This window comes from Acinetobacter piscicola, assembly GCF_002233755.1.
Taxonomy (GTDB): Bacteria; Pseudomonadota; Gammaproteobacteria; order Pseudomonadales; family Moraxellaceae; genus Acinetobacter; species Acinetobacter piscicola.
Window position 1 is genome coordinate 140974 of record NZ_NIFO01000011.1, and the last position, 12882, is coordinate 153855.

The 12882-nt window shown below is 41.2% G+C and carries 8 protein-coding genes and 1 tRNA gene; all 9 read right to left on the minus strand.

The features are described 5' to 3' along the window. Nucleotides 1-439: 439 nt before the first annotated feature. Nucleotides 440-4633, minus strand: a complete 4194-nt coding sequence (gene rpoC / locus CDA10_RS12630; RefSeq protein ID WP_089605950.1) for a DNA-directed RNA polymerase subunit beta' — start codon at nucleotides 4631-4633, stop codon at nucleotides 440-442. 158 nt (nucleotides 4634-4791) lie between these two features. Next, nucleotides 4792-8880: a DNA-directed RNA polymerase subunit beta gene (rpoB, locus tag CDA10_RS12635; RefSeq protein WP_089605951.1), complete on the minus strand. Its 4089-nt coding sequence runs from the start codon at nucleotides 8878-8880 to the stop codon at nucleotides 4792-4794. Nucleotides 8881-9184: 304 nt separating this feature from the next. Further along, entirely contained in the window at nucleotides 9185-9550 is a 366-nt protein-coding gene (gene rplL / locus CDA10_RS12640; RefSeq protein ID WP_089605952.1) for a 50S ribosomal protein L7/L12, read from the minus strand. Nucleotides 9551-9598: 48 nt separating this feature from the next. Next, nucleotides 9599-10105 (minus strand): 50S ribosomal protein L10, encoded by a 507-nt coding sequence (gene rplJ / locus CDA10_RS12645; RefSeq protein ID WP_089605953.1) that lies wholly within the window; start codon nucleotides 10103-10105, stop codon nucleotides 9599-9601. A gap of 324 nt (nucleotides 10106-10429) precedes the next feature. Then, nucleotides 10430-11125 carry a 50S ribosomal protein L1 gene (gene rplA, locus CDA10_RS12650; RefSeq protein WP_089605954.1) on the minus strand — a complete coding sequence of 232 codons (696 nt, stop codon included), beginning with the start codon at nucleotides 11123-11125 and terminating at the stop codon, nucleotides 10430-10432. A gap of 3 nt (nucleotides 11126-11128) precedes the next feature. Beyond that, nucleotides 11129-11557 (minus strand): 50S ribosomal protein L11, encoded by a 429-nt coding sequence (gene rplK, locus CDA10_RS12655; RefSeq protein WP_089605955.1) that lies wholly within the window; start codon nucleotides 11555-11557, stop codon nucleotides 11129-11131. 117 nt (nucleotides 11558-11674) lie between these two features. After that, on the minus strand, nucleotides 11675-12208 hold the full coding sequence (gene nusG / locus CDA10_RS12660) for a transcription termination/antitermination protein NusG (RefSeq protein ID WP_010114059.1): 534 nt from the start codon (nucleotides 12206-12208) through the stop codon (nucleotides 11675-11677). Nucleotides 12209-12215: 7 nt separating this feature from the next. Further along, on the minus strand, nucleotides 12216-12656 hold the full coding sequence (gene secE, locus CDA10_RS12665; RefSeq protein ID WP_089605956.1) for a preprotein translocase subunit SecE: 441 nt from the start codon (nucleotides 12654-12656) through the stop codon (nucleotides 12216-12218). 74 nt (nucleotides 12657-12730) lie between these two features. Next, nucleotides 12731-12806 (minus strand) — tRNA-Trp (locus CDA10_RS12670). Nucleotides 12807-12882 lie beyond the last annotated feature (76 nt).

The following is a 12882-nucleotide window of genomic DNA, read 5'->3' on the forward strand; positions in this document are numbered from 1 at the left end:
TGCAAATAACTACTTAGTTCATGAAAGCACCCATTTATGGAAGAAATCGTAATTTCATGCTGTCATTTGTAACTTATGATTATCAGATATAAATGGAGTAAATAAAATAATATTCATGTTAATGCTCTGTAGCCTCCTCACCACTTGAATTGAAAGTGAGTTTCAGAATCAATCTAATGATATTAAATGAGTTTATTTAACAATTTATTTTAAACTGATGAGCCGTACTAAGGTGTATGACAGCAGAAGCATCACTGTTGATCAGTGTTTTATCTTTCCAACAAACTTCTTAATTTTTATATTTTTTAAGTTTTATCGAAGGGACATTACCTGATCACTCACACTTTACTCTTACCAATCCAAGAGAATTACCAAATAAGTGAAAATTACAAAATAAAAAAGACGCCCTAAGGCGCCTTCTTTACTTCAAACTTTGAACTTAGAAAGAATCTTCGTTTAAAGCTTGAGAGAATGCTTGATCAACATCAGAGAAGTCATTTACAAGCTCATGCTCTGCAGCTTCAGCTTCTTGACGACGACGCTCTAAGTGATACGCAAGACCTGTACCCGCTGGAATCAAACGACCCACAACAACGTTTTCTTTCAAGCCACGTAAATCATCTTCTTTACCAGTTACAGCCGCTTCAGTTAACACACGAGTTGTTTCCTGGAACGATGCAGCAGAGATGAACGAGTCAGTAGAAAGCGATGCTTTGGTAATACCCATCAATTGACGTTCAAACTTCGCAGGGAACTTATTCTGCGCAAGAACTGCTTGGTTCTCGCCCACAACGCGGATGTAATCCACTTGTTCGCCTTTGATGAAGCTTGTATCACCGCCATCAGTGATATCAACTTTACGCAACATTTGACGTACGATGACTTCAATATGCTTATCGTTGATTTTTACACCTTGTAAGCGGTAAACGTCTTGAACTTCATTCACGATGTAGTTCGTAAGCGCAACTTCACCTTTCAAACGTAAGATGTCATGTGGATTCTGTGGACCGTCAGAAACAGTTTCACCACGGTTTACATGTTCACCTTCGAACACGTTCATGGTACGCCATTTCGGAATAAGCTCTTCATAAATTTCAGAGCCATCATCCGGAGTGATCACAAGACGATTCTTACCTTTGGTTTCTTTACCGAAGCTTACAACACCTGAAATTTCAGCAAGGATTGCATGTTCTTTCGGCTTACGTGCTTCGAACAAGTCAGCTACACGCGGTAGACCACCGGTAATATCACGAGTACGTGAAGTTTCTTGTGGTACACGACCAATAACGTCACCCACACCAATCGTTTCGCCATCACGGACAGTTACGATTGTGTTTTGTGGTAAGAAGTAGAACTGTTCACCACCATCGGTTGTATCCAACACGATTGCAGGACGCATATCTTTACCAGAAGCAGGACGTGCTGTTACAGGCAAGATTTCAGTTGTCGTCATACCTGTTGCATCATCAGTTTTAGATGTTGCAGTTACACCATCAGCGATTTGGCTGAAACGTGCTTTACCAGCAACTTCTGTTACCAATGGATGTGTATGCGGATCCCAAGTCGCTACAATACCGCCACCTTCAACAGATTCACCATCTTTCAACAAGATGCTTGCACCGTAAGGCAGTTTATAACGCTCACGCTCACGACCTAAATCATCCGCAATACCGATTTCACCTGAACGTGAAACAGATACCAAGTGACCTTTAGCATGTTGTACAGTTTTCACGTTGTGGAAACGTACAGTACCTTTATTACGCACTTGAACACTGTTTGCAGCAGATGTTCTGCTCGCAGCACCACCTACGTGGAATGTACGCATGGTTAACTGTGTACCAGGTTCACCAATTGATTGCGCAGCCATTACACCTACAGACTCACCTGGATTTACCAAGTGACCACGTGCAAGGTCACGACCATAACATTTCGCACATACACCGAAAGTAGAAGCACAGTTTACAACTGAACGTACTTTGATTTCGTCTACACCAGCATTTTCAATAAACGCAGCAAGTTTTTCATCAATTAAAGTATTACGTGGAAGAAGAACTTCATCCGTACCTACTTTCTTCACATCTTCAGCAACAACACGACCAAGTACACGTGCACCAAGGTTTTCAATGACATCGCCACCTTGAATGAACGGAGTCATTACAAGACCTTCGTAAGTACCACAATCTGGCTCAGTAATGACCAAATCTTGTGCTACGTCTACAAGACGACGTGTTAAATAACCTGAGTTTGCTGTTTTCAATGCAGTATCGGCCAAACCTTTACGTGCACCATGTGTTGAAATGAAGTACTGAAGTACCGTCAAACCTTCACGGAAGTTTGCTTTAATTGGTGTTTCAATGATCGAACCATCTGGTTTCGCCATCAAACCACGCATACCTGCAAGCTGACGAATCTGTGCTGCCGAACCACGGGCACCAGAGTCAGACATCATGTAGATACTGTTGAATGATTTTTGCTTCTCGTCTTCACCCTGTTTGTTTTTAACAGTTGTGAATGACAAGTTATCCATCATCGCTTTCGCTACTTGGTCGTTAGTACGCGCCCAAATATCGACAACTTTGTTATAACGTTCGCCCGCAGTTACGAAACCTTGCTCGAATTGTTGTTCAATTTCACGAACTTCAACTTCTGCTTTTTCAATAATTGCGTGTTTTTGTGGTGGAATCAACATGTCTTCCATACCCACAGAAACACCTGAACGTGTTGCTTGGCGGAAGCCCAAGTACATCAATTGGTCTGCAAAGATAACAGTATCTTTAAGACCTAATTTACGATAACAAGAGTTAATCAATTTAGAGATGTTTTTCTTCGTCATCTCAAGGTTGATTTGTTGGAAATCCATACCTTCAGGAACAACTTCCCAAAGTAAGCAACGACCAGGTGTCGTGTCTACAACAATCGTTTGTTGTTCGCGGTTACCATTTTCATCAATTACTGTTTGATACACACGTGCTTTAACACGAGCATGCAAATCAACTTGACCTGTTGCAAGTGCACGGTTTACTTCGTGAGTATCCGCAAACACCATGCCTTCACCTTTAGCATTGATTGCATCACGAGTGATGTAATACAAGCCCAAGACAACGTCTTGCGAAGGTACGATGATTGGTTCACCGTTCGCAGGTGACAAGATGTTGTTGGTCGACATCATTAACGCACGAGCTTCTAATTGAGCTTCAAGTGTTAATGGAACGTGTACCGCCATTTGGTCACCATCGAAGTCGGCGTTGAACGCAGCACAAACGAGTGGATGTAAACGGATCGCTTTACCTTCAATGAGAATAGGTTCAAATGCTTGAAGACCTAAACGGTGAAGTGTTGGCGCACGGTTCAACATGACTGGGTGTTGACGAATTACAGATGCAAGAACGTCCCAAACTTCTGGAGTTTCACGCTCAACCATTTTCTTCGCAGCCTTAATGGTTGTTGCTTGGCCAGATGCTTGTAGTTTAGCGAAAATGAATGGCTTGAATAATTCAAGTGCCATTTTTTTCGGAAGACCACATTGGTGCAAACGTAACGTAGGACCTACTGTAATTACCGAACGACCAGAATAGTCAACACGCTTACCAAGTAAGTTTTGACGGAAACGACCTTGTTTACCTTTGATCATATCTGCCAAAGATTTAAGAGGACGTTTATTCGAACCTGTAATTGCACGACCACGACGACCGTTGTCTAACAATGCATCTACAGACTCTTGTAACATACGTTTTTCGTTACGTACGATAATGTCTGGCGCTGCAAGGTCAAGAAGACGTTTTAAACGGTTGTTACGGTTAATCACACGACGGTAAAGATCGTTCAAGTCAGAAGTCGCAAAACGACCACCTTCAAGAGGAACCAACGGACGAAGATCTGGTGGAAGTACAGGAAGTACGTTCATCACCATCCATTCAGGTTTGTTGTTTGATTCTTTAAACGCTTCCATCAACTTCAAACGTTTCGATGCTTTTTTAAGCTTCGTTTCTGAAGTTGTATTTGGAATTTCTTCACGCAAACGAGAAATTTCAGCTTCAAGATCAATGTCTTTCAACAAATCTTGAATCGCTTCAGCACCCATTTTCGCGCTAAATTCATCACCATGTTCTTCTAATGCAGTGAAGTACTCTTCATCATTAAGAAGTTGATATTTCTCCATAGGAGTCATACCAGGATCTGTAACAACGTATGATTCGAAATACAATACACGCTCGATATCACGTAAAGTCATATCAAGAAGTAAGCCAATACGGCTCGGTAATGATTTCAAAAACCAAATATGTGCAACTGGAGAAGCTAACTCGATGTGACCCATACGCTCACGACGAACTTTCGCAGTTGTTACTTCAACGCCACATTTTTCACAAATGACGCCTTTATATTTCATACGCTTATACTTACCGCATAAGCATTCATAATCTTTTACTGGACCAAAAATTTTGGCACAGAATAAACCATCACGTTCAGGTTTGAACGTACGATAGTTAATAGTTTCAGGCTTTTTAACTTCACCATGAGACCATGACTTAATCATTTCTGGTGACGCAAGACCAATACGGATGCGATCAAACTCTACAGGAGCATGACCGTCTGAGTCCGTCTTTTTGCGCATGATATCGAGCAAGTCTTTCAATTTTTTTCTCCGTGTATCAAAGAGATTTTCACTCTCCGACTGGGTCACAAATATTGTTTTTTACTGAAATTTGGGAATCTCGAAAAATCCCCCTAAATCCCCCTTTGTAAAGGGGGACTTTCTCCCCTCTTTCTCAAAGAGGGGTTGGGGGAGATTTCTTAGTCACCATTTTTCAGTTCAATGTTGATACCTAAAGAACGGATCTCTTTGGTCAATACGTTGAACGATTCAGGCATGCCCGGATCCATATAATGGTTACCATCTACAATATTCTTATAGATGCGGGTACGGCCTTCAACGTCATCCGACTTAACAGTAAGCATTTCTTGAAGTGTATAAGCAGCACCATAAGCTTCAAGTGCCCAGACTTCCATCTCACCGAAACGCTGACCACCGAATTGTGCTTTACCACCAAGCGGTTGTTGAGTTACTAATGAATAAGAACCAGTAGAACGTGCGTGCATCTTGTCATCAACCAAATGGTTCAATTTCAACATGTACATATAACCAACAGTTACAGGACGGTCGAAACGTTCACCAGTACGTCCATCATACAATACTGTTTGACCTGTACGTGAAATCCCACCTAGTTCAAGTAACTCTTTGATTTGACCTTCTTCAGCACCATCAAATACTGGCGTTGCTAAAGGAACACCTTGGCGAAGGTTACCTGACAATACTAAAATTTCATCATCAGTTAAGCTATCAAGATCTTCTTGCTCACCACCAACTTTGTTGTAAATCTTGTCTAAGAATTCACGAAGTTCAAGAACTGTACGCTGCTCTTTCAACATCTTGTCAATCTTATCACCAAGACCTTTAGCAGCCATACCCAAGTGAGTTTCAAGAATCTGACCCACGTTCATACGTGACGGTACACCCAGTGGGTTAAGTACCACATCAACAGGAACACCGTGGATATCATGTGGCATGTCTTCTACTGGTAAGATGTTAGATACAACACCTTTGTTACCATGACGACCCGCCATCTTATCACCCGGTTGGATGCGACGTTTTACAGCCAAGTAAACTTTAACAACTTTCAATACGCCAGTTGTTAGTTCATCACCTGTAGAAAGTTTGCGTTTTTTCTCAGCAAATTTCTCGTCAATCTCATGGCTCTTCTCTTTCAAGAATACTTGAATTTGAGTTAAGCGCTCAGCAATACCTTCATCTGTAGGTTGCACTTCTAACAAGTCAACAAGTTCTAAATTAGACAATACGTCTTCAGTTAACTTATCACCACGTTTGGTTGTACCACCACCATTAGACTCTTGGCCTTTCAATAAACGTACAATACGTTCACGAGCCGCCTCTTCGAAGATTTTGAACTCTTCTTTCAAATCTTTACGGTACGCATCTAATTGAGCTTTTTCAATTGCTTGAGCACGTTCATCTTTTTCGATGCCATCACGTGTAAACACTTGAACATCAATAACCGTACCTTTAACACCTGAAGAAACACGTAAAGAAGAATCTTTTACGTCAGCCGCTTTTTCACCAAAGATTGCACGAAGCAATTTTTCTTCTGGTGTTAACTGAGTTTCACCTTTAGGCGTTACCTTACCTACAAGGATATCACCAGCAGCAACTTCAGCACCGATATAAACAATACCAGACTCATCAAGTTTAGACAGCGCAGCTTCACCTACGTTAGGAATATCCGCAGTAATCTCTTCTGCACCTAACTTAGTATCACGAGCAACACATGACAATTCTTGAATGTGAATTGAAGTCAAACGGTCTTCTTGAAGTACACGCTCAGATAATAAGATCGAGTCTTCGTAGTTGTAACCGTTCCATGTCATGAACGCTACACGCATGTTTTGACCAAGTGCTAATTCACCACCATCAGTCGATGGACCATCAGCGAGTACATCACCACGGCCGACTTTATCGCCAAGTTTGACAAGTACTTTTTGGTTAATACACGTGTTTTGGTTAGAACGTGTATATTTGATCAAGTTGTAGATATCTACACCTGCTTCACCCGCAATCATTTCGTCTTCATTTACACGAATAACCACACGAGAAGCATCAACAAACTCAATACGTCCACCACGACCTGCGATCACACACACACCTGAGTCATGCGCTACGTTCGCTTCCATGCCTGTACCAACAAGTGGCTTGTCAGCAAGCAATGTAGGAACAGCCTGACGTTGCATGTTTGAACCCATCAATGCACGGTTCGCATCATCGTGTTCAAGGAATGGAATCAATGATGCCGCTACAGATACAACCTGTTGTGCAGATACATCCATATGCGTCACTTTTTCAGGAGGCATACGAACAAAATCACCTTGATGACGTACAGAAACAAAATCTTCTGTCAAGTTGCCATCTTTATCTACGCCAGAATCGGCCTGTGCAATCACAGTACCTACTTCTTCAATTGCAGATAAATATTCAACATCTTCAGTTACGCGACCATCTACAACTTTACGGTAAGGTGTTTCCAAGAAACCGAAGTTATTTGCTTTTGCATAAACAGAAAGTGAGTTGATCAAACCAATGTTTGGACCTTCAGGCGTTTCAATTGGACATACACGACCATAGTGAGTTTGATGTACGTCACGTACCTCAAAGCCAGCACGTTCACGTGTCAAACCACCGGGACCAAGTGCAGATACACGACGTTTATGCGTGATTTCTGACAATGGATTGTTTTGATCCATGAACTGAGACAATTGGCTTGAACCAAAGAATTCTTTGATTGCAGCAGCAACTGGTTTCGCATTGATCAAATCTTGTGGAGACAAGTTATCTGTTTCAGCTTGATTTAAACGTTCTTTAACAGCACGTTCAACACGAACTAAACCAACACGGAATTGGTTTTCAGTCATTTCACCAACTGAACGAACACGACGGTTACCCAAGTGATCGATATCGTCAACTTCGCCTTTACCGTTACGAATCTCTACGAGTGTTTTAAGTACATCAATAATGTCATCATTAGAAAGAATACCTTCTACTTCACGAGATTTCTGATCTGTACCCACTTCGTAAGGACGACCCAAACGACGGTTAAACTTCATACGACCTACAGGCGATAAATCATAACGCTCAGTAGAGAAGAATAAGTTATTGAATAAGTTTTCAGCTGCTTCTTTTGTAGGTGGCTCACCTGGACGCATCACTTTATAGATTTCTACAAGTGCTTCTTCACGACCAGACGTTGTATCGGCACGTAAAGTATCTGCAACAAAAGAACCACGATCGATGTCATTGGTGAATAGAATGTTAAATTGTTTAACACCACCTTCAGCAATTTTCACCATAATTTCATGGCTAAGCACAGTATTCGCAGCAATCACATCGCCATCACGTAAAGTGATGTCTTCTGCTGTAATACGCTCATATAAATATTCATCTGGAACTGAAAGTTTAGTTAAACCAGCAGCTTCCATTTGACGCACATGACGTGCATTAATACGTTTACCTTGTTCAACAATGTTTTTACCATCATTGTCAGCAATATCGAACTGTGCCATTTCACCACGAAGGCGTTCTGGTACTAAATCGATTTGATAGCTACCCATATCAAGATATACAGGTACTTTCTCATAGAACATATTTAGAATTTGTTCATTGCTATAATTTAATGCACGTAATACAACAGTCGCGAGTAATTTACGACGACGGTCAATACGAACAAAAACTAAATCTTTTGCATCAAATTCAAAATCTAACCATGAACCACGGTAAGGAATGATACGTGCTGAATAAAGCACTTTACCACTTGAGTGAGTCTTACCTTTGTCATGATCAAAGAATACGCCTGGCGAACGATGTAATTGAGATACAATTACACGCTCAGTACCATTGATCACAAAGGTACCATTTTGAGTCATGAGTGGCATTTCACCCATGTAAACTTCTTGCTCACGAACGTCTTTGATAGATTTCGTTTCACGATCTTTAATGATCAAACGAATTTTAACGCGCATTGGTGCCGCATAAGTCGAACCACGTAAAATACATTCACGTACGTCAAACTCTGGTTTACCAAGACTATACTCAACGAATTCTAAAGCAGCATTGCCAGAATAACTTTCAATTGGAAAAACTGAACGAAACGCGGCTTGCAGACCGATATCTTCGCGGTTTTTTGGAGTTTTGCCATCTTGCAAGAATGTTCTGTACGAGTCGACTTGAATCGAGAGCAGGTACGGAGCATGCATGACTTGGGGCAATTTACCAAAATTCTTACGGATCCGTTTCTTTTCGGTATATGAGTATGCCATCTGGAGTCCTCGGAAAGTAAACTAAGTCCGCCTGCAGAACGAACTTAGAAGGAATTACGCAGGTCGATATGACCACCACTTTTATACAAATGCTGCAAATTTCAGTGGTACAAAACGCTTAACAATATTTTTAAATCTGAAAAATATTGGTAAGCGTTTGATTTCGTTTATTTATTTTCAAAATAGATGATTTTTACATCAATCAATCTAAAATCGAGCCGATTATTGTAACGCAAAAAGGCTGATGACCCAAGAGCCATCAGCCAATTTTTGGGGTCAAATTAAAATTCGACCCCCAACGAAATTACTTAACAGTAACTGTAGCACCAGTTTCTTCAAGTTTTTTCTTAAGTTCTTCAGCTTCTTCTTTAGAAACGCCTTCTTTAACATTAGAAGGAGCGCCTTCAACTAAATCTTTAGCTTCTTTCAAGCCAAGACCAGTTACTTCACGAACTGCTTTAATTACAGCTACTTTGTTTGCGCCAAAAGAAGTCAATTCAACATTGAATTCTGATTGCTCTTCAACAGCAGCAGCAGCTGGACCAGCAGCTACAGCTACAGCAGCAGCAGATACGTTGAATTTCTCTTCGAAAGCAGAGATAAGTTCAACAAGTTCAAGAACAGTTTTTTCAGCAACTGCGTTTAAGATTTCTTCGTTTGTTAAAGCCATGAGAATAACTCCAAATGGAAATTGAATGGTGTGTAAAATGATTTAAGCTTATGCAGCTTCTGACTCGTTTTTCTCTTGAAGCGCTGTAAGTAAGCGACCCAATTTCGAAATAGGAGCTTGAAGAACATTGGCAAGCATAGTAAGTGCTTTTTCTTGGTTTGGAAGATTCGCAATAACGCTAACTTCAGCACCTTGATAAAGCTTGCCGTCAAATGCAGCAGCTTTTAATTCAAATGCTTTGTTAGTTTTAGCAAATTCTTCAAACAAGCGAGCAGCTGCGCCCATGTCGTCTTCAGAAGTCGAGAAAGCTAAGATTGTTGGACCAACAAGGTTGTCATTCAAGATAGTGAATTGAGTATCTTGAAGAGCACGCTTAGCTAAAGTATTACGCACAATACGTGTGTGAACACCAAGCTTACGAGCTTCAACACGAAGAGCTGTTAATTGCTCAACAGTTAAACCTTGATAGTCAGCAACAACAGCAGCAAACGCTGTAGAAGCAACTTCAGCAACTTCAGCAACGATCTGTTTTTTGCCTTCGATAAGAAGAGCCATTGTAAAACCTCCTAAGGTGATTTATGTATCTAAATAAACAGATACACTCCCAATTCGTAAGTCCATCACTGAACTTACACGCGGAGGATGAACAAATCACACCACCGCGTCTACTCAGGCTGGTCAATTAAGAAATGAGTTCGAAAACTCATTTCGCCTGAGGTCTTTGACGCTGATAAATTTACATCTATCAATTCAAAGTCCGCCTGCGTATCCCCTCTCCTAGTAGGAGAGGGCTAGGGAGAGGTCTTACCCTCATCCCAACCTTCTCCCAAAGGGAGAAGGAGATTCACAGGACTTCAAAATTCTTTAATAAGTTAAAACTTATTTAGAAACGTTTTGTACATCAACAACAAGACCAGGACCCATAGTAGAGCTCAAAGTGATCTTTTGGATGTAAATACCTTTAGACGTAGCAGGTTTTGCTTTCTTAAGGTCAGCAACAAGTGCTTCAACGTTTGAACGAACAGCTTCAGCAGTAAAACCTACTTGACCGATCGCAGCGTGGATAATACCACCTTTGTCTACACGGTAACGTGCTTGACCAGCTTTTGCATTTTTAACTGCAGTTGCAACGTCAGGAGTTACAGTACCCACTTTAGGGTTTGGCATTAAGCCACGTGGACCAAGAATCGTACCCAACTTACCTACAACACGCATTGCATCTGGAGCAGCAATAACGACGTCGAAGTCAAGGTTACCTGCTTGAATGCTTTCAGCAAGATCATCAAAACCAACAATGTCCGCGCCTTCAGCTTTAGCAGCTTCAGCAGCAGCACCTTGAGCAAACACAGCTACACGTACAGTTTTACCAGTACCTGCAGGAAGCGTAGTCGCACCACGAACAACTTGGTCAGATTTACGAGGGTCAACACCTAGGTTCACCGCAACATCCAAAGATTCTTTGAATTTCGCAGCAGGAAGGCTACTTAAAACCTGTACAGCTTCTTCCAAAGTGTAAACTTTGTTTGCTTCTACAGCAGCAGCAATGGCTTTTTGACGTTTAGTTAATTTAGCCATGTCTTATAGCTCCACTTCCAAGCCCATAGAACGCGCAGAACCAGCGATGGTACGTACACGTGCGTCTAAATCAGCACCAGTTAAATCTGGTTCTTTAGTAGTCGCAATTTCTTCCAATTGAGCACGAGTCAACTTACCAACTTTAGTTTTGTTAGGTATAGCCGAACCCTTTTGGATACCAGCAGCTTTCTTAAGAAGAATAGATGCAGGTGGAGTTTTCATGATGAATGTGAACGACTTATCGTTGTACACAGTAATCACTACAGGAATTGGAAGACCTTGTTCAACTTTTTGTGTAGCAGCATTGAATTCTTTACAGAATGCCATGATGTTAACACCACGTTGACCTAGTGCAGGACCAATCGGTGGAGATGGATTCGCTTTACCAGCTGGAACTTGCAGCTTGATATAGCCGTCAATCTTCTTAGCCATTTCAAATTACCTCTGGGTACAAACGCCTTTTAGAGCTCCCCAATTTTTTAAGTAACAATACTGTTACAACAACAATGCCCGATCCATAACAAATCGGGCGCTTTCAAACTGTCAAAATTAAATTGATTTTTCGACTTGACGAAATTCCAATTCAACTTGTGTTGGACGATTAAATACGTTAATCGTCAACGTTAAACGTGATTTTTCGTATTGAACTTCTTCCACCACACCTTTAAAGTCTGTGAATGGACCATCAACAACGAGTAATTCTTCACCCGGTTCAAACATCGTCTTAGGACGAGGTGCTTCACCTTTATTGTGTACACGTGCAAGAATCGCATCAGCTTCTTTTTGCGTAATTGGTGCAGGCTTTTCCGCCGTACCACCGATGAAACCCAATACTTTTGGACATTCTTTAACAATGTGCCAAGTTTCATCATTCATTTCCATTTCGACTAAAACATAGCCCGGAAAGAATTTACGCTCTGATTTACGTTTCTTACCATCCTTCATTTCTACCACTTCTTCGGTAGGAACAAGGACTTCACCAAAACTATCAGCAACAGCGCTACGCTGGATTCGATCATTAAGCGAACGCATCACTTGTTTTTCATAGCCTGAATAGGCATGAATAATGTACCAACGTTTCATAGCTCTCTTACCCGATAATAAACTTCATAAACCAACCAATAACGTAGTCAAAACACCACAGAATGATTGCAGCAACAATGATAACAAGCAGAACCTGCCATGAAGTAGTCACTGTTTCCTGTTTCGTTGGCCATGTCACTCGACGTAATTCGATACGTGAGTCTTTTAACAGACGAACAAAGCCTTTGCCTTGATGGGTGGCGTATAATAAACCTAAAGCCACTACGATACAAGCTATAATTACCCCAACACGCACCCAAATACCATTTGCTGGCGCCCAATATGCTGGAAGATATTGATTTGTCATCAAAGCACAGCCAAACAGCACTAATGCAATAATCCACAAAAGATAATCTAATGGAGAACTTGATTTCACCACTTCAGCAGAATTGTTTCTTTGAGGAATTGCCGCGTCGCTCATTGCGTCACGTGATTTATCATTCGACATTTTTGTACTCGTCGTAGGTTTCGCGACTTATTATATGACCAGTTTAGCCGACATCAAGTTTTTATTTCAAAATATGGCAGGCCAGGAGGGACTCGAACCCCCAACATTCGGTTTTGGAGACCGACGCTCTACCAATTGAACTACTGACCTTTAGACACAAACCGAGAGTCAAAACTCTCGGTTAGAATCATTCTTTAGCGATTATAGAGTTACTTTCGCAACAACA

Bases quoted from the DNA above. Each gene is read 5' to 3' on its own strand.
- rpoB (WP_089605951.1), bottom strand. From the start codon at position 8,880: ATGGCATACTCATATACCGAAAAGAAACGGATCCGTAAGAATTTTGGT.
- rplL (WP_089605952.1), bottom strand. From the start codon at position 9,550: ATGGCTTTAACAAACGAAGAAATCTTAAACGCAGTTGCTGAAAAAACT.
- rplJ (WP_089605953.1), bottom strand. From the start codon at position 10,105: ATGGCTCTTCTTATCGAAGGCAAAAAACAGATCGTTGCTGAAGTTGCT.
- rplA (WP_089605954.1), bottom strand. From the start codon at position 11,125: ATGGCTAAATTAACTAAACGTCAAAAAGCCATTGCTGCTGCTGTAGAA.
- rplK (WP_089605955.1), bottom strand. From the start codon at position 11,557: ATGGCTAAGAAGATTGACGGCTATATCAAGCTGCAAGTTCCAGCTGGT.
- nusG (WP_010114059.1), bottom strand. From the start codon at position 12,208: ATGAAACGTTGGTACATTATTCATGCCTATTCAGGCTATGAAAAACAA.
- secE (WP_089605956.1), bottom strand. From the start codon at position 12,656: ATGTCGAATGATAAATCACGTGACGCAATGAGCGACGCGGCAATTCCT.